This is a genomic window from Sporosarcina beigongshangi (assembly GCF_033485195.1).
GTDB classification, from domain to species: Bacteria; Bacillota; Bacilli; order Bacillales_A; family Planococcaceae; genus Sporosarcina; species Sporosarcina beigongshangi.
The window spans coordinates 60,673-78,816 of the sequence record NZ_JAWLIR010000004.1 but is presented as its reverse complement, the minus strand read 5'-3'; the positions used below and the strand labels follow the sequence as shown (position 1 = coordinate 78,816).

Here is an 18,144-nt window from a genome sequence, read left to right as displayed (position 1 = left end):
TTTCAGTAGGATTGAATGGTAAAAATTATATTTGTACAATTAAATTAGAATAATTTTAATGTGGTTATTACTAAACCCTATTATACACATATTCATTACTGATGAATACACTTTTTGAAAAATATTTGCTAAACGATATAGGTTTGTCACAATTCCACAATAGTTAGTGGCTTTATCGCAATTTCATCTCGTACTTATTTCGGCTCTATACTGTTATACCCAGTGAGTTGAATATTTAAACATCTGATTTGTCAAATAAAAACTTTTCTCATTTAGGTGAGTACTAATTGAAAATAATTAGGATGCCTACACTTATATAATACGTTTATCAATGGGCAAAGGTTTCATCTATATTCAAAAAAGTCCAGAATTTTTCTGGACTTTCTTTTTACGGTTTATAATTAACACCTTCAGAATAGCGATTTCCTGCGTTCCACAATAAATACTCATCAATGCCGTTATCCTTTAGCCCTTTAATCTGTGCTTCAACTTCTGCTTTACCATAGTTCAAATAATTACCTTTTCCAAGCCAAGGTGCGCTAAAGTCTTGAATCCACGGCCGCGATACAGGCGGATTTTCGAGTTCAGCTAATTTTGCATTTTCAATCTTAGCATATTCTGACACAAGTTTGTATGGCTCAAGATCCGGTTTCGCAATACCAAAATAGGATGTCCAGTGGCTCGGGTAAATCATTGAGGAAATGACATCCACATTTCCGGAAATCTTCAAGAAGTTTTGACCAATCCCTGGAGCCTCTGGGAGCGTTGCTGCGTAGCCGAAGATATCTACAGAGACTTTAACTCCGTATGGTTGCAATTGCTCTCTAGCATACGCAACAAAGTCTGTAATGGCTTCCACACGTCTTTGGACAGCATCAAGTTCAGATGCCTCATATGTTTCAAATGTATACTTCAAAGCATCATGACGCTTTTCAAAGCCTTCTGGAAAGCGCACATAGTCGAACTGAATTTCTTGGAAGCCCATTTTGGCTGCTTCAATTGCTATGGCGATGTTATGATCCCATACTTCCTTCATAAATGGATTAACGAAGGATTCACCTCGTCCATTTTTCCATACTTCATTACCATCCATGAAAGACAGCTCAGGACGTTTTTCTGCAAGTACACTATCTTTAAAAACAACAATTCGTGCAATCGGATAAATCTCTTTTTCTTCAAGTGTTTTTAACATTGCATACGGGTCTTTTATGTAGGGCTTACCAATGTCCAATGCTTTTAAAGGAGAATCATCCGCAGGTTTATACGTAATATTGCCAAAATCATCTTTAATATCTATAACCATGGCATTCAGATCTGTCGTATCGAGTAAATTTGTCAAATACGCAAAGCGCTGTCCCCCTGCTGAGTGCCCTGTTACGTAAACACCACGAACAGCATCCGGATACGTAAATGTCAGTCCAGAATCAAAGCGGAATAGCGGAGACGCAGCAATCAGTTGCTCATCAATCACTTCAAATCCATATGTACGTTGTGCAAAATCTTCCATCTGCTGATCCTCTTCAGCAGTGGCCACCATCGGAATTGCCAATCCAGCTGTAAGAAGCACGGCTGACATCCACTTGACTATTTTCATATTCACACCGACCTTCCTATTCTTTCATTCTAACAAAGCAGCTAGACGAATAATAGAGAAAAACATGAAAAGACCGGTTCTCTTGTCGAAAACCGGCCGCCTTACTGCTTATTTCTTAATCAATTACGGCTCGGCGTAATTGCGTCCAAATTTTGAATTGCGCGTGCGCAATTAACTCCCTTCAAAAATTGTGACATCCGCCGGAGGCTTAACTTTATTCAGCTAGGGTTTGAACCCCCACTAAATTTGAAGGTATATCTAGCATTATCCCATCACTTATAGAAGTGGATTATTTCTGCTGAATTTAGTTAAACGTTTCAAATTCGCGTTGTGAGCAAAGGACAAAGTGTCCCGGTGTCACTTCACGCATGATCACTTCTTCATCCTCACTATACTCATGCACTTTTGGATCGTAGCTTTTCCGTACCCGATTGCGTTCGTAGTCAGGGTCCGGTAACGGGATTGCGGATAGCAAGGACTGTGTGTACGGATGTAACGGTGCCGTGTATAACGTTTCAGCCGGACCAAGCTCAACAAGTTTTCCGTAATACATCACACCGATTCGATCGGAGATATATTTGACCATCGACAAATCGTGCGCGATGAATAAATACGTCAATCCTTTTTCCTCTTGGAGCTCTTTCAACAAGTTAACGACTTGCGCTTGAATGGAAACATCTAACGCGGAAATCGGCTCATCCGCAATGATGAATTCTGGTTCAACAGCTAATGCACGTGCAATTCCAAGACGTTGGCGTTGACCGCCCGAAAACTCATGTGGATAACGATTGGCGTGCTCACGGTTCAATCCTACCGTTTCTAGAAGCTCATGGACACGCTGTGTGCGCTCCTTTGGATTTTTCACCAAGCCGTGAATATCAAGCCCTTCTGCAATGATGTCCAGCACTTTCATGCGGGGGTTCAATGATGCATAGGGATCTTGGAAAATCATTTGCATTTTCCGATTAAACGCCTTTAGCTCTGTTCTCGATTTCTTTGTATGGACATCAACACCGTCGTAAATAACTTCCCCACCCGTCGCATTATACAAACGGATAATAGTTCGACCTGTTGTTGATTTTCCACAGCCTGATTCTCCTACAAGCCCAAGTGTTTCACCTTTATAAATATCAAATGTAATGTCATCAACTGCACGTACTTCATTCTTTTTACCGACATTAAAATACTGCTTTAAGTTTTTAATTTCAAGTAATTTTTCAGCCATTACTGAACACCTCCTGCATTGCCTTCGTAATAGCGGCTACCCGGGAATCTCTTCATACGTTCGATAACTGCTACTGGTGGTTCCACTTGCGGCGCATCCGGATGGAGTAACCATGTTGCAGCATAATGCGTTTCACTTACTTTAAATAACGGCGGCACTTGTTCCATATCGATTTTCATCGCATATTCACTACGCAGCGCAAAGGCATCTCCTTTTGGTGGATTCAATAAATCCGGAGGCGTACCAGGTATCGCATATAACTTCTCTTCTGTTGCATCTAGTGAAGGCATTGAGCTTAGCAGTCCCCAAGTATACGGGTGTTGTGGGTTATAGAAGATTTCATCCACCGTCCCCACTTCTACAATCCGCCCACCATACATAACGGCTACACGATCCGCAACGTTTGCCACGACACCAAGGTCATGTGTAATAAAGATAATCGACGTATCAATCTTTTTCTGTAAATCCTTCATCAATTCAAGGATTTGGGCTTGAATCGTCACGTCGAGTGCCGTTGTCGGCTCATCTGCAATAAGGATTTTCGGATTACACGCCAATGCAACAGCGATAACGATACGTTGACGTTGACCACCTGAGAATTGGTGAGGGTATTGCTTCATACGCATTTCTGGTTGTGGCATACCGACCAGACCCAACAATTCAACTGCTTTTTTCCATGCTTCTCCTTTTCCAAGCTTTTGGTGTTTAAACAGTGGTTCCATAATCTGTTTACCAATTGGCATCGTTGGATTAAGTGAAGTCATCGGATCTTGGAAAATCATCGAAATATCTTTTCCACGTACTTTTTGCATATCTCTTTCAGATATTTTCAACAGATCTTTTCCGTCAAATAATATCTCACCATTTTTATACTCCGTGCTCGATTTTGGTAGAAGTCGCATAATCGATTTTGTTGTCACCGATTTACCTGACCCCGACTCACCAACAATGGCAAGCGTTTCCCCTTTAAACACCTCAAAATTTACACCTTGGATTGCTTTCACTTCACCTGCAAAAGTATGGAAGGAAAGCTCCAGGTTTTTCACTTCAACAATTTTCTCCATTTTGCTTTCCTCCTTTAATCTTTCATTTTCGGATCGAGTGCATCACGCAATCCGTCTCCAATTAAGTTGAACGCAATCATGAGCAAACTCAATACCAATGAAGGGAATAATAGCATATATGGCTGATACGCAATAAACTTATACCCGTCATTAATAAGTGTTCCTAGTGATGCATGCGGCGCCTGCAGTCCAAGTCCGATGAAGCTTAAAAATGCCTCAAAGAAAATGGCAGTCGGAATCGTGAACATCATATTAATAATAACGATTGCCATCAAATTCGGCAGTAAGTGCTTACTAATAATACGCGTATTACTTGCGCCTAGTGTTTTAGCTGCAAGGACAAACTCCATATTTTTATATTTCAACACTTGTCCGCGTACAATCCGCGACATCCCAATCCATCCGGTTATCGTTATCGCAATGATGATGGATAATATCCCTGCCTCCATAATCATAATCATGAGAATCACGATAACTAACGTTGGGATACCAACCAGTATTTCAACAATACGCTGCATGATGTCATCGGTTCTTCCTCCATAATAGCCGGAGATCCCACCGTAAATAACACCAATCACAACGTCAATGACAGCTGCTACAAAAGCAATAAGCAAGGAAATTTGTGTCCCTTTCCATATACGTGAAAATAGGTCACGTCCAAGGCTGTCCGTTCCAAACCAATAGTACTCATCTATTTTTTTCAACTCATAAAGATCTAGTGTTTTTGAACCAAGTTTTCCCTCTCCATCAAAAATCCCTAACTTTTCAAGACCTGGCACTTTTGGTGGTAAATTAGCATGTGTTACTCTTACATTCTCTGGATCATGCTCAACCATAAACGGTCCAACGAAAGCCATGAACACGATAAAAATGAGGATAAACATACTAACAATCGCAGCTTTATTTTTACGAATACGTAACCAAGCATCCTGCCAAAAGCTTAAACTTGGCTTTGAAATTTTTTCTGCTTGTGAACTATCGACTGTAATCTGTTCAAATGAATCTTTCGGTAATTTCTCCATATTATTCGTCATTACTTGGAACCTCCAGACAAACGGATACGCGGGTCAATAACCCCATATAAAATATCCACGATTAAAATAATCACAATTAAGAAAATGGAGAAGAATATCGTCGTCCCCATAATGACGGCAAAGTCATTCGAGTTAATAGATTTTACGAACTGCTCACCGATACCCGGTACTGCGAAAATCTGCTCAACAACGAGAGAACCTGTCAATAGTCCTGCGGCAACTGGGCCAAGTATCGTAATAAGCGGAATCAACGCGTTACGAAACGCATGTTTGAAAGCGATTTCAAAGCCATTCGCGCCCTTCGCTCTTGCTAACAAAATATAATCCGAACTTAATACCTCGATCATTTCCGTACGGATAAACCTCGCAGCAATTGCAACTGGTCCCATAGCTAATGCGATAGATGGTAGAATACTTGACTTCCATCCTTCCCATAATCCTACAGGCAGCCATTCGAGCCATACTGCAAAGACATATTGTAAAAGTACTGCGAAAACAAATGAGGGAACGGATATACCAATAATTGCAATAATTGTACTACCGTAATCCCAAACTGTATTTTGTTTTAATGCTGCAATCATTCCAAGAACAATTCCGATTAACGTCCCGAAAATAAGTGCTTGGCTACCTAATAGAGCTGAGTATTTCAATTTTTTCACAATTAAATCCTTTACATCGGCACTCTTATATTGGAATGATACACCGAAGTCGCCTTTAGCTAGGTTCCCCATATACCGAACATATTGCACTGGAATTGGATCATTCAAGCCATACTTTTCATAGACAACTTCCCTTTGCTCAATGGATAATTTTGCTGCGGAAGCTAACGGGGAACCTGGAAGCAGTTTCATAAGCACAAATGTAAATGACGCTATGAGAAATAGTGATAGGAACATATAAACTACACGTTTAGTAATATATTTTGCCATGTTTGCACCTCCTGAATATCTTCAATACACTCTATAAAACTTTCAATTCTCACAGTCTAATCAATTACGCAAAAGCGTAATTGCGTCCGGATTTTTTCGAACACGCTCGAAAAGCTCCCTTAAAAATCCGTGACATCCATCGGAGATTTTATCATCGTTCAGGATAACCGATGAACAGTAGACCAAACTACATTCACCCCACCACTTATAGAAGTGGAAGTTTTCTGCTGAACGAGGATAATACAATGAATTTTGAGACAGTTTGATTTCAGTGAAAAAGAGAGTACATGGACAGCAATGGCCATATACTCTCTTTTCTATGAGATTTCAAACTTTCAAATTCTTACTTCGCTTCTGGAGCCATATATGTCCATTTGTAGCTGTAGTCTCCACCGAATGGGTGTGTAGCAAGACCTTGTACATTAGGATTCATAAGAACCATTCTTCCACGTTGGTACTGTGGAATAACAGCTGTATCTTCATCTAGAAGTAATTTCTCAGCTTCTGCAAATGCTTCAAAACGTGCGACTGGATCATTCGCAAGTGTTGTTTTTGTAGATTCTACAAGCGCATCATATGCAGGGTTAGAGTAATTCATTTTGTTTTGCGGGCTAGTTGTTACAAACAATTCGATGAATGAGATTGGATCCTGGAAGTCAGGTCCCCATCCAGCTGATTGAATATCGTAATCACTAGTGTCATCAAGCTCAAGACGAACTGCGAAAGGTACTTCTTTTAGTTTGATTGTCAAACCTGGAAGGTTTCTTTCGAATTCTGATTTGAACCATTCTTGTTGTTTCTTAGCGTTTTCAGTGTCTCCACCAAGAATTTCAATTTCTAAGCTGTCTACGCCAAGTGTAGCGAGACCTTTTTCCCAGTATTCAAGTGCTTCTTCTGGGTTATAAGAAGTGTGCTCTCCGCTATAATCACGGAAGTCTTTACCGTTTTCATCAAACGTGAAGTCTGATGCAACTAGGAAGTTAGCAGCAATAGAACCGTTTGCAAGTACTGCTTCTGCCATTTCTTCTTTATTGAATGCACGTGCAAGCGCTTTACGAATATCTGCATTTGCAAGTGGTGTAGCTTCACCATTACGTTCTTGATTCAATTTGAAATAGAATACTGCTGTTTCTAGCTCATTGATGATGTTTGGATCATCTTGATATTGCATTGCATATTCAGCAGATAGTGTTACACGGTCTTTTTTACCTTGTTCATATAGTTGAACAGCTGTTGAAGTTTCTTTCACAACGTCAACAACGATCTCTTCAAGTTGTACTGTTGCAGCATCCCAGTACTTTTCGTTTTTAACATATTTCCAGTTACCCGTACCATCCCAGTCAGTTAATGAGAATGGGCCGTTATAGATCATGCTGTCAGAATTAGATGCATATGCATCGCCTTGAGCAGTTACAAATTCTTCGTTAAGTGGATAGAATGTTCCGAAAGACATTAATGATAAGAAATAAGCAACCGGACGTTCAAGTTCAACAACAAGTGTTTTATCGTCTTGTGCTGTAATACCAAGATCTGCAATTTCTGCAGTACCTTCGCCGATTTCAGTTGCATTTTTAATCATACCAGCCATCAAGTATGGTCCATAAGGAGAACCAGTAGCTGGATCGATTGCACGTTGCCAAGCATAGACGAAGTCATGTGCAGTAACAGGTGTACCGTTAGACCATTGTGCATCACGAAGTTTGAACGTATACGTTAAGCCGTCTTCACTAATTTCTGGCTCACCATCAGCCATACCAGGTGTTGGAAGGCTATCTGCGTCTAAACGGTAAAGCCCTTCCATGATGTTGTTTAGTACGTTAAAACCAACAGCATCTTCTGAAACTGATGAGTCAATGGATGGAATTTCCGCAGATTCAATCAGGTTCAATACTTGTGGTAGTTCTGCTTCCGGAGTCTCAGCAACCGGTTTGTCTTCTTCTTTGACTGGATCTTTAGTGCCTGCATCTTCTGTTTTGTCGCCACACGCCGCAAGGAACGCGCTTAGTACAAGCAAAATGCTTACAAGCCACATAAATTTGTGGTTTTTCAAATCAATGACCTCCTCAAAATTGTCTGAAAACTACTTACAATATTATTATACAATGATTCTTCTAGTTGTACATCCCTTTTTTCTATTTCATCGTGTTCTACGACAGATATTTTATTGAAAAACTGATTGTATCAGCGTTTATAACGTTATATTCCAATATTTCTGATTTCGGAATAAACTGCAGTTTATTGATTTTTTAGTAGTAATCCTATATTATTATTCAGAATTGAGGTGAGAATATGAAAAAAGTGATTCGAAATTTCTTCATTGCACATCTAGTAATTGTCTTGATTATGCTTGCCTATTTTAAAGAACTGACATTACTCTCCTATATAAATTCATCTTTTCTTATCGGAGGGACGATTACGTTTATTGGTTTAGTTATTTTTGTATTTTCTACTGGTTTTTTTGATGTATTCACTGTTACAATGCGAAAAATGCTTACACCGAAGAGACGAATGGAGGATGTTATGTCCATGCGAACGCCCTCTGAAATTTTTTCAGCACCCGTTTCCCCATTTTTAGGAACTGGCGCCCTTATTTTAATCGTCATGGGGATTGGGCTTGTTATTTATTATTTCTAAGTAAAACGAAGCGTGTCTATTGCAAACCAATCAGTGTTGTATTATAATTTTGAAAACAATTGAGCGAATGGCCATGAGGGAAATAGTAGTCCAGTCGTCGTTTTCTAGAGAGCCTGTGGTTGGTGCAAACAGGTAAACGGCATTGAATGAATGGGTTCCTGAGCCTGACAAGTGAAATTTTATGTAGCTTGTCACGTCCCCCGCGTTAAGGGTATTTGAGTGGCCTTCGGGCAATTCGGGTGGTACCACGGTTGATAAACATCAGTCGTCCCTTTTACAGGGGACGGCTGATGTTTTTTATTCGTCTACAGGACGTGGGTGTGCAACCATTTCCGCAGGACGCGGCGTTCTTTGGTTGCCTTCATTTGCGACAGGATACCGCGCACTTTAGCCGCGGCAATTATCAGAATTGGAGGAGATTTTTTTATGAAAACTATTTTTTCAGGTGTACAGCCTACTGGAATTGTGACGCTTGGCAACTATATCGGGGCGTTCCGACAATTTACGGAGTTGCAACACGAACAGCAATGCCTATTTTGCATTGTTGATCAGCATGCAATCACTATTCAACAAGACCCAACAGAATTGGCAAAAGCGATTCGTTCGCTCGCTGCACTGTATGTAGCAACTGGGATTGATCCAGAAAAAGCGGTATTGTTCATCCAATCCGAAGTTCCAGCGCACGCACAAGCTGGATGGATTATGCAATGTATTTCGTATATCGGAGAACTAGAGCGCATGACACAGTTCAAAGATAAATCAGATGGTAAAGAAGGTGTCTCATCCGCACTTTTGACATACCCACCATTAATGGCTGCCGATATCCTTCTATATAACACGGATATCGTTCCAGTCGGTGATGACCAGAAGCAGCATGTTGAATTGACACGTGATTTGGCTGAGCGCTTTAATAAACGCTACGGCGATGTACTGACAATTCCAGAAATTCGCATCCCTAAAAATGGTGCGCGCATTAAATCGCTTCAAGAACCTTTGAAAAAAATGAGTAAATCTGATCCGAATAAAAAAGGAACGATCTCACTTCTAGATACACCGAAGGAAATCGAGAAAAAAATCAAGAGCGCAGTAACTGATTCAGACGGTGTTGTGGCTTATGATGTGGAAAATAAACCTGGCGTATCCAACCTGTTAACAATTGAATCAGCACTAAGCGGCATATCTATCGACGATTTAGTTATTAAATATGAAGGTCTTGGCTACGGAGCATTCAAAGCTGGCGTTGCTGAAACAGTCATTAACCACCTTTCTCCAATCCAAGATAAATATTACGAGTTGCTCGAATCGCCTGCACTTGACGATATTCTAGACAAAGGTGCCGAGAAAGCACATGCCATTGCATCTGTTACCCTCGGGAAGATGGAAGCCGCGATGGGACTCGGACGTAGACGGTAAGAATAAGTACCAACACGGCTAGTACAAAGAGCATGAAGTCGGCAGTATGCAAAATATAGTAGAAAATCTGTTGCCATTCATATCCAAGTGCTCGATAATTAAAATAAAAAATCATATTCGATACGGTAACAACAATTAGTCCATAACTGATAAGAAACAGGAATAGGCGTGTCATTGTACATCTTCCTTTGAATTTTCTTTAATTATATGACTGCATGGCCCCCTTTTAGACGAAGGGGGCTTTTATTATTGAAGGACTGGTGGAACTATTATGGTGAATTGATGGACTGTCAGTGTAGGTTGGCGAACTTTAAGAGGAAAAATGGGAACTGTCAGTGTAAACGGGTAAACTGTAAGAGTAAAACGGAACTGTCAGTGTAAACGGGTAAACTGTAAGAGTAAATCGGAACTGTCAGTGTAAACGGGTAAACTGTAAGAGTAAAACGGAACTGTCAGAGTAAACGGGCAAACTTTAAGAGTAAATGGGAACTGTCAGTGTAAACAGGCGAACTGCAAGAGGAAATCGGAACTGTCAGTGTAAACAGGCAAACTGTAAGAGTAAAACGGAGAACTGTCAGTGTAAACAGGCGAACTGCAAGAGTAAAACGGAACTGTCAGAGTAAACGGACAAACTGTAAGAGGAAAACGCAGAACTGTTAGAGTAGGCAGGCAAACTGTAAGAGGAAATCGGAACTGTCAGTGTAAACAGGCGAACTGCAAGAGTAAAACGGAACTCTCAGAGTAAACGGACAAACTGTAAGAGGAAAACGCTGAACTGTTAGAGTAGGCAGGCAAACTGTAAGAGTAAAACTGAGAACTGTCAGGTTATACAGGCGAACTGCAAGAGTAAAACGGAACTCTCAGAGTAAACGGACAAACTGTAAGAGGAATACGCAGAACTGTTAGAGTAGGGAGGCAAACTGTAAGAGGTAATCGGAACTGTCAGTGTAAACGTGCAAGCTGTAAGATTAAAACGGAGAACTGTTAGAGTAGGCAGGTAAAATGTAAGAGTAAAACGGAACTGTCAGTGTAAACAGGTAAACTGTTAGAGTAAAACGCAGAACTGTCAGTGTAAACAGGTAAACTGTTAGAGTAAAACGCAGAACTGTCAGTGTAAACAGGTAAACTGTTAGAGTAAAACGCAGAACTGTCAGTGTAAACAGGTAAACTGTTAGAGTAAAACGCAGAACTGTCAGTGTAAACAGGTAAACTGTTAGAGTAAAACGCAGAACTGTCAGTGTAAACAGGTAAACTGTTAGAGTAAAACGCAGAACTGTCAGTGTAAACGGGCATTCTGTAAGAGTAAAACGGAGAACTGTTAGAGTAGGCGAGCGAACTGTAAGAGTAAATCGGAACTGTCAGTGTAAACAGGTAAACTGTAAGAGTAAAACGCAGAACTGTCAGTGTAAACGCACAAACTGTAAGGATAAAATGTCGAACTGTAATGACAAACACCCCACTCCTCACTCAAATCAAAAAAGACGCCCCATTTAACTGGGACGCCCAATACATCTTAAATTTTCTTAAAAACAAGCGAAGCGTTATGTCCGCCGAAGCCAAGTGAGTTGCTCATTGCGTACTCGATCTCCGCCTTACGCGCACCCTCCGTCACATAATCAAGGTCACATTCAGGATCCGCATTGACAAAATTAGTTGTCGGTGGCAAAATACCTTCCTGCAAAGCCTTTACTGTGAAAATAGCTTCCAATCCACCTGCCGCACCTAATAAATGACCAGTCATTGATTTCGTTGAACTCATCGCAAGCTTATACGCATGTTCACCGAAAACGGTTTTAGCTGCCATCGTTTCGAATAAATCATTATACGGCGTGCTCGTTCCATGTGCATTAATGTAGTCGATTTGATCCGGAGCGATGCCGCTTTGTTCAATCGCCTGAGCCATTGCGCGTGCGCCGCCTTCTCCACCCGGAGCTGGTGCCGTAATATGATGTGCATCCCCCGTTGAACCATAGCCAACTAGCTCAGCGTAAATTTTTGCACCACGCGCTATCGCATGTTCATACTCTTCAAGAATTAGGATACCTGCTCCTTCACCAATAACAAAGCCATCCCGTTCTGCATCGAACGGACGTGAAGCTGTTGCTGGATCTGGATTTAATGACAACGCCGTATTGGCACAAAAACCAGCAACCGACATCGTTGTAATCGGCGCTTCAGCCCCGCCCGTAATCATCACATCTGCATCCCCGCGACGAATCACTTCAAATGCATCCCCAATCGAATTTGTACCAGATGCACAAGCCGTTACCGTACAAGAGTTAATGCCTTTTGCACCAAGATGAATCGATACTTGACCTGATGCCATATCAGGAATCATCATCGGAACGAAAAATGGACTCACACGACGATACCCTTTTTCAAGGAATGTCTTAAATTGCTGCTCATGCGTTTCCATCCCCCCGATTCCAGAACCAATCCACACACCTGTCCGAAGTGCCAATTCCCCTTCTAATTCAAGGTTTGCATCTTTCATCGCCATGACAGAAGCTGCTAACGCGTAATGCGTGAAACGGTCCATTTTACGTGCGTCTTTCCGTGGGATATACTCCTCTATGTCAAAATCCTTTACTTCCGCTGCTACTTTTACTGGAAACTGGTCGCTATCGAGCCTAGTTAATGGCCCAACACCAGATTTCCCTGCTAAAACCGACTGCCATGACTCCTCAGCCGAATTTCCGACCGGAGAAATTGCTCCGATTCCTGTTATGACTACACGTCTTTTTCCCATGTGACAATACTTCCCTTCTATCTAGTTAATGAACCCATTCCCTGTTTTTCACTTCATATTATTATCTTCCCCATTTAATGCACAGAGCACCCCATGTAAGTCCGCCACCGAATCCAACAAGAACAAGTATATCATCATCTTTCACTTTACCATCAGCAAGATCATCGACAAGCGAAATTGGAATCGACGCTGCCGAAGTATTGCCATATTTATGAACCGTTTTCGACATTTTTTCGACCGGCAAACCAAGTCGTTCACGTGAAGCTTCCATAATACGAATATTTGCCTGATGAGGAATTAAGAAATCGACATCTTCCTTCGCCAGTCCTGCTTTTTCAATAACGTTAACAGCCGATTCACCCATTTGGCGAACAGCGAATTTAAACACTTCTCGACCATTCATATGCAAATACTTATCTTGGTACAGATGTTTACCGCCACTGCCATCCGCGCCAAGTTCAAATGACAGGATCCCTCGACCTTCGCTTACCTTACCGACGATTGCAGCTCCAGCACCATCACCAAACAAAACAGCTGTATTACGATCTTCCCAGTCCGTAATTTTCGATAATTTCTCAACGCCTACGACAAGTACATAATCATAGACACCCGACTCGACAAACTGCTTCGCCGTCACAACACCATACATAAAGCCCGCACACGCTGCAGAAATATCCATTGCCGCGGCATTCTTTGCTCCTAAACGTTCTTGTATCATCGTCGACACAGATGGAAATGGTCGATCTGGTGTAACTGTCGCAACAAGTATTAAACCGATTTCCTCTGGTTTAATACCTGCACTTTGAATCGCATCTAGTGCTGCATTGTATGCCATATCAGATGTATCAGTTGAATCATCCGCAATATGTCGCTCTTCTATACCCGTCATTGTCCGAATCCATTCATCCGACGTATCCATACGCTTTTCAAGATCCGCATTCGTCACAATATGTGGCGGTACGAATTTACCGATGCCTATTAGCCCCGCATTCATGCCAACATCTCCGTTCTTATCATCTATTATTAGTACCTGGTATCAATCATAAAAGAAATGCGCTCATTTTACAACCCACCGACACTTTTTAGCCAAATAAAGTGACTATTTACACGGATATTTGTTTCTACAATCGGTTTGCTATGATATGATGAAGGATGAAATACTATTGTAGAGGTGAATTCAATGAGATATATCATGACATTCTTTTGGTCAATCGCTTTAGTTTCAATGTTAAACTACGTAGCTGGGTCAATTGCGAATATTCCTGTGTTCGATTTTACAGGTGGTTTAATCGTTGCGGTTATTGCCGCGCTATTAGTCATCTTCATTGGTGAAGCTTTGCCAGAAGGCGAAGTTGCAGACCATTAATCAACAATAAAAACCATCTCCCAATAAGCGGAGATGGTTTTTTATTTGATTCGGCAGAATTCGTGGATGAATCTATAACAGCAATTCGATTCAGTTTGATTTATTTCACTTGAACTTTTCAAGCGCTTCTTGAAGATTGGCTGATGAACTGTTCAGCATTTCAATTGTATGAACAAGCGACTCAATCGATTCATTTTGTATATCGGAGGCAGCTGCGACGGCTTGCGTTCGACCTGCATTTTCCGATGCAAGGGACATGACTTCCTCCATTGAAGCGAGTACTTCTTCGGAACCGGCAGACATTTCTTCCGTCACGGCCGATACATCTTGAATTTCATTATTAACATTCTGCACAGCATCTAACACTGTTGTTAAATCATTGCCAATTTTTGTCACTGCTTTTAATCCTTCCACCATACCTGTAGAGCTTGTTCCCATCATCGCAATTGCATTAGAGCTCAATGATTGGAATGAAGTAATTTCATCTCGAATTTGCTCGGCAGAATGACGTGACATTTCCGCGAGTTTTCGAACCTCACCTGCAACAACTGCAAAACCTTTGCCTGCCTCTCCCGCACGAGCTGCTTCGATTGCTGCATTAAATGCAAGAAGATTTGTTTGTTCCGCAATGCTTGTAATGATACCAACCATTTCTTCTATAGAATTAAAGTTGGATCCTAGATCATGCATAATCGATTCTGATTTTTGGACGGAGTGCCCTACTTCCTGAATTTGACCGACAACATGCTGTGCATCTGTAACACTGGATGCAACAAGGTTTTCCATTATGTCCGAAGCCTCTGCCACACTGGAGGATGACTGTGCAATCCGATGTATCCCAACTGCCATTTCCTCCACAGCTGTTAGCACCTCACGATTATTCGTTTCTTGCACCTCGCTAGTCAATGCAATTTGGGAAATACTGTTCGTAATTTCACTAGTTGACCCTCGGACATTATTGACAACTTGTGTCAATTCGCCATTCACTTCAATAAGCGAGAATGCAGTTTTGTTCATGTTAGTCATCATCTGTTTCATTTGAAGCACCGACCGCGTGAAAGATTCTTTAAATGAAGTGATTTCATTTTTCCCCATCGTTTGGACAGCCCTTAACGACTGTTCGGCTTGTGTCAAATTACCTTCTGCAAACTCCAATGCAGCTTGCTCCATTCCATTTAACGGATAAAGCGCACGTCCGACAAATCGATGCATGATGAACATGGCAATTGCAACAATCACCAAAATAATACCAATATAAATCGGCAAGTTTGCTTTTAATATTTCAGAACGAACCGTACCTACTGAATCGGCCGCAATGTCTACACCGACAATCGCAATCTTTTCCCCCTGATCGTTATAGACTGGAGCGAATGCAGAAAGATAACTTCCATAATCGGGGTCGTCGATAATATCCGCTGCGTTACCTTCGCCTTGTACTGCCCCTTCAACGGTTTTGTACGTCGTGAATTCATGTGATTCTCCAATGCCAATCGCGTCCGTTGCTTCAGGGGCCGCAGCATCAATTAAAAATTGTATCGGTTCCTCCGAAGATGCTGGGACTGTCATTGTATAAAGAAATAGTACTCCACTTTTTATCTGTAGATCCAATAATTCGGCACGAAGTTTCCAATATAATTCAGATTCAGTCATCGTACTCGCCACTTGTTCATACTCTTTTGCATCAAGCAACGACGCAATATGTTGCGCTGTGCTGACTCCCTGTAAACTGATCGACTTGGTAACTGTTTTAGATGTATTTAAATATAAGATTACTCCGACCGCAATTAATACAGCAATCATCGCCCCTGCTATGTAGAGAGTAATTTGCCGGCTTAGTGAGGACTTTCCTCTCATCATTTTACACCCCTGTTCATAGAATAGTTGTTTCTATTGTTATACCCTCAAAAAAATAGTTTACTCCCAGTCAAGTATTCTAATTTTATTTATGAATATAAAAAAGCTGTACGACCTAAAATCAGTCATACAGCTTAAATCTTACTATTTACTTATCGAACACCTAACGCCATTTTCGCGTAGCGTGACATCATATCTCTTGACCACGGTGGATTCCAAATGACATTGACATCCACATCTTTCACTTCTGGAAGCTCCATCAGTTCTTGTTTAATATTCGCAACGATTTGCGGTCCCATTGGACAGCCTAAAGACGTCAGTGTCATCGTTACTTTTGACGTACCTTCCTCGTCCAACTCAACATCATAAACGAGACCTAGGTTTACGATATCTACACCTAATTCTGGGTCAATGACGTTTTCTAAAGCACCCATCATGCTCTCTTTCATCGCCTCATCCATCTTTATCCCTCTTTCCGTTTAATCAATTACGCAAGAAATTTAGATTTCCTGCTACATCAAGTTAATACCTTCATCATAACAGAGTTCGCTTCAACCTTTCAAATAGGAAGCAAACCATTCTGTTGCTTGAAGCATACCCTTTCTCGATACTGCATGCCCCGCCGTGTCGTCCGATACAAACACAAAACGTTCTGGATTCGCTGTATAGTCTTTTTTCACAGCCTCATAAAACTTTCGTGTTGGTTCATAAGGCACCACTGTATCCTGTTTGCCATGCCAAAAATAAACAGGGCGATTGTTCAATGCGGAAGAATGTATTGCCAAATCAAATGTTGATAAGGTATCCAGTAATCCTTGCTTTTCCTCATCTGTGATTGGTAGCTTAAAGCCACCACGTTCAAATTGAGCCATTTGCGCTGTCGATAGTTCCACAAAATTAGGTGCCCCCATCATAACGGAAGCTACGTCAACCCAGTCATACACCGTCAGACAACCAAGTGTTGTAATGCCTCCCATCGACGTACCACCTAATCCAATTTTCTCCGTTCCGATAAGTTTACGTCTCATAAGCTCCTCTCGAAGGAAACCTACTTCCTCAATCGAAGTCAAAACAATTTCCCAAAAACGTAGGCTTTGTTGGACCTCATCTAAGCTTTCATCTCGGACACCATGTAGATGCGCATCTGGTAGCAAGACACGAAAACCTTTTTTTGCGATATTATGTGCATAATGCAAATTATGCTCTTTCGCACTCGTAAAACCGTGCAGGAAAATGACAATAGGCACCTGCTTGTCTTGCAGCCCTTCCTCAACTATATGCAATAAAGGGATATGACCCCATTTTTCTTCACGAACAAACACAAGCAACCCACCCTACTTCAATTTAGTCTATTAAGCGTATCAAAGTTTTTCTAAAAAAACAAAAAGGTTGTTTTTATTCAACAGAATTTTTTGACTTAGAACCTTAACTAACGATAGACTATTTTATATAGAAGGAGGCGTTTTGTTGAAACCACATCTAATTGTCCTTGATCTCGATGGGACATTGCTAACAGACGAGAAAGTGATATCCGATAAAACTGCACGCACACTAAAAAAAGCGGAAGAACATGGTCACCATGTCATGATTGCAACAGGTCGGCCGTATCGTGCAAGTGAAGTGTATTACCGCCAGCTTGGTCTTCAAACACCGATTGTTAATTTCAATGGGGCGTTCGTCCACCATCCTGACAATCCATCTTGGAAAACGATTCATGAAACAATTTCCTTGCCCGTCGTCAATGAAGTTGTAGATGCCCTACAGCAATTTCCTGTTCAAAATATCGTGGCAGAAGTGATGGATGATGTCTACATGCATTACCATGATGAAAAGCTACTCGATATTTTCAACTTTGGAAATCCACAGATTACAGAGGGGGATATCCGCAATCATTTACAGGTGGATCCAACGAGCTTACTCATTCAAGCGGAGGAACAATCCGTCGATGCCATTCGCCGCCACCTTGGCGAAGTACATGCCGAAGTGATTGATCATCGACGTTGGGGCGCCCCTTGGCATGTCATTGAAGTGATTCGACATGGCTTACATAAAGCAGTCGGTATTTCACATGTTGCTAAATGGATGGATATTCCACAAGAACGCATTATTGCATTTGGTGACGAAGATAATGATCTTGAAATGATTGATTATGCAGGTGTTGGTGTCGCAATGGGCAACGCAATAGATCGTTTAAAGTCGATTGCCGATGAGGTAACAGCTACCAATAACGAAGATGGTATTGCGCAGGTGCTTAGTGAGAGGTTACACTTGAACTAACAACA

At 41.3% G+C, this 18,144-nt stretch carries 15 protein-coding genes and 1 other annotated feature; of the genes, 4 read left to right on the top strand and 11 right to left on the bottom strand.

Annotated elements, in window-relative coordinates:
* Nucleotides 1-388: 388 nt before the first annotated feature.
* The 6 genes from R2B77_RS02715 to R2B77_RS02690 all read right to left on the bottom strand — a co-directional run bounded on the left by R2B77_RS02715 (nt 389) and on the right by R2B77_RS02690 (nt 7,896).
* Nucleotides 389-1,594: a putative glycoside hydrolase gene (locus tag R2B77_RS02715; protein ID WP_212391131.1), complete on the bottom strand. Its 1,206-nt coding sequence runs from the start codon at nt 1,592-1,594 to the stop codon at nt 389-391.
* Nucleotides 1,595-1,898: 304 nt separating this feature from the next.
* Entirely contained in the window at nt 1,899-2,819 is a 921-nt protein-coding gene (locus tag R2B77_RS02710; RefSeq protein ID WP_203246004.1) for an ABC transporter ATP-binding protein, read from the bottom strand.
* A complete protein-coding gene (locus R2B77_RS02705; protein ID WP_203246003.1) occupies nt 2,819-3,883 on the bottom strand; it encodes an ABC transporter ATP-binding protein in 1,065 nt (354 codons plus the stop codon). Before R2B77_RS02705 ends, R2B77_RS02710 begins: the two co-directional genes overlap by 1 nt.
* A gap of 14 nt (nt 3,884-3,897) precedes the next feature.
* On the bottom strand, nt 3,898-4,917 hold the full coding sequence (gene opp3C, locus R2B77_RS02700; RefSeq protein ID WP_212391056.1) for an oligopeptide ABC transporter permease: 1,020 nt from the start codon (nt 4,915-4,917) through the stop codon (nt 3,898-3,900).
* Nucleotides 4,917-5,846 (bottom strand): oligopeptide ABC transporter permease, encoded by a 930-nt coding sequence (gene opp3b / locus R2B77_RS02695; protein WP_203246002.1) that lies wholly within the window; start codon nt 5,844-5,846, stop codon nt 4,917-4,919. The genes opp3C and opp3b overlap by 1 nt, the downstream gene beginning before the upstream one ends.
* Nucleotides 5,847-6,189: 343 nt before the next feature.
* Complete coding sequence (locus tag R2B77_RS02690; protein ID WP_203246001.1) at nt 6,190-7,896, bottom strand: peptide ABC transporter substrate-binding protein; 1,707 nt, start codon at nt 7,894-7,896, stop codon at nt 6,190-6,192.
* A gap of 239 nt (nt 7,897-8,135) precedes the next feature.
* Here R2B77_RS02690 and R2B77_RS02685 point away from each other — a divergent pair, with 239 nt between their 5' ends.
* Entirely contained in the window at nt 8,136-8,480 is a 345-nt protein-coding gene (locus R2B77_RS02685) for a DUF3899 domain-containing protein (protein WP_203246000.1), read from the top strand.
* A 64-nt stretch (nt 8,481-8,544) separates the two neighbouring features.
* Nucleotides 8,545-8,756, top strand: a binding site (T-box leader).
* A 150-nt stretch (nt 8,757-8,906) separates the two neighbouring features.
* A complete protein-coding gene (trpS, locus tag R2B77_RS02680; RefSeq protein WP_203245999.1) occupies nt 8,907-9,893 on the top strand; it encodes a tryptophan--tRNA ligase in 987 nt (328 codons plus the stop codon).
* Between the two features lie 1,513 nt (nt 9,894-11,406).
* On the opposite strand, the gene fabF is transcribed toward trpS, so the two are convergent.
* Nucleotides 11,407-12,642, bottom strand: a complete 1,236-nt coding sequence (gene fabF / locus R2B77_RS02675; protein ID WP_203245998.1) for a beta-ketoacyl-ACP synthase II — start codon at nt 12,640-12,642, stop codon at nt 11,407-11,409.
* A gap of 61 nt (nt 12,643-12,703) precedes the next feature.
* Nucleotides 12,704-13,636, bottom strand: coding sequence for a beta-ketoacyl-ACP synthase III (locus R2B77_RS02670; protein ID WP_203245997.1), 933 nt, complete (start codon nt 13,634-13,636; stop codon nt 12,704-12,706).
* 186 nt (nt 13,637-13,822) lie between these two features.
* On the opposite strand from R2B77_RS02670, the gene R2B77_RS02665 reads away from it, so the two are divergent.
* Nucleotides 13,823-14,008: a YjzD family protein gene (locus tag R2B77_RS02665; protein ID WP_203245996.1), complete on the top strand. Its 186-nt coding sequence runs from the start codon at nt 13,823-13,825 to the stop codon at nt 14,006-14,008.
* A 105-nt stretch (nt 14,009-14,113) separates the two neighbouring features.
* On the opposite strand, the gene R2B77_RS02660 is transcribed toward R2B77_RS02665, so the two are convergent.
* The 3 genes from R2B77_RS02660 to R2B77_RS02650 all read right to left on the bottom strand — a co-directional run bounded on the left by R2B77_RS02660 (nt 14,114) and on the right by R2B77_RS02650 (nt 17,184).
* A complete protein-coding gene (locus tag R2B77_RS02660; RefSeq protein ID WP_203245995.1) occupies nt 14,114-15,862 on the bottom strand; it encodes a methyl-accepting chemotaxis protein in 1,749 nt (582 codons plus the stop codon).
* Nucleotides 15,863-16,014: 152 nt separating this feature from the next.
* The gene (locus R2B77_RS02655) at nt 16,015-16,323 is read right to left on the bottom strand and encodes a metal-sulfur cluster assembly factor (protein WP_203245994.1); all 309 of its coding nucleotides are present in this window, start codon (nt 16,321-16,323) and stop codon (nt 16,015-16,017) included.
* Between the two features lie 90 nt (nt 16,324-16,413).
* Entirely contained in the window at nt 16,414-17,184 is a 771-nt protein-coding gene (locus R2B77_RS02650) for a prolyl oligopeptidase family serine peptidase (protein WP_203245993.1), read from the bottom strand.
* 145 nt (nt 17,185-17,329) lie between these two features.
* Between R2B77_RS02650 and R2B77_RS02645 the strand changes: the two genes are divergently transcribed.
* Nucleotides 17,330-18,139: a Cof-type HAD-IIB family hydrolase gene (locus R2B77_RS02645; protein WP_203245992.1), complete on the top strand. Its 810-nt coding sequence runs from the start codon at nt 17,330-17,332 to the stop codon at nt 18,137-18,139.
* The last annotated feature ends 5 nt before the right edge of the window (nt 18,140-18,144 follow it).

What these genes read in the sequence shown, in the direction of transcription:
- opp3b (WP_203246002.1), bottom strand. Translation starts at nt 5,846, where the DNA reads ATGGCAAAATATATTACTAAACGTGTAGTTTATATGTTCCTATCACTA.
- R2B77_RS02660 (WP_203245995.1), bottom strand. Translation starts at nt 15,862, where the DNA reads ATGAGAGGAAAGTCCTCACTAAGCCGGCAAATTACTCTCTACATAGCA.
- R2B77_RS02705 (WP_203246003.1), bottom strand. Translation starts at nt 3,883, where the DNA reads ATGGAGAAAATTGTTGAAGTGAAAAACCTGGAGCTTTCCTTCCATACT.
- R2B77_RS02665 (WP_203245996.1), top strand. Translation starts at nt 13,823, where the DNA reads ATGAGATATATCATGACATTCTTTTGGTCAATCGCTTTAGTTTCAATG.
- R2B77_RS02715 (WP_212391131.1), bottom strand. Translation starts at nt 1,594, where the DNA reads ATGAAAATAGTCAAGTGGATGTCAGCCGTGCTTCTTACAGCTGGATTG.
- trpS (WP_203245999.1), top strand. Translation starts at nt 8,907, where the DNA reads ATGAAAACTATTTTTTCAGGTGTACAGCCTACTGGAATTGTGACGCTT.
- fabF (WP_203245998.1), bottom strand. Translation starts at nt 12,642, where the DNA reads ATGGGAAAAAGACGTGTAGTCATAACAGGAATCGGAGCAATTTCTCCG.
- R2B77_RS02710 (WP_203246004.1), bottom strand. Translation starts at nt 2,819, where the DNA reads ATGGCTGAAAAATTACTTGAAATTAAAAACTTAAAGCAGTATTTTAAT.
- opp3C (WP_212391056.1), bottom strand. Translation starts at nt 4,917, where the DNA reads ATGACGAATAATATGGAGAAATTACCGAAAGATTCATTTGAACAGATT.
- R2B77_RS02655 (WP_203245994.1), bottom strand. Translation starts at nt 16,323, where the DNA reads ATGGATGAGGCGATGAAAGAGAGCATGATGGGTGCTTTAGAAAACGTC.
- R2B77_RS02685 (WP_203246000.1), top strand. Translation starts at nt 8,136, where the DNA reads ATGAAAAAAGTGATTCGAAATTTCTTCATTGCACATCTAGTAATTGTC.
- R2B77_RS02670 (WP_203245997.1), bottom strand. Translation starts at nt 13,636, where the DNA reads ATGAATGCGGGGCTAATAGGCATCGGTAAATTCGTACCGCCACATATT.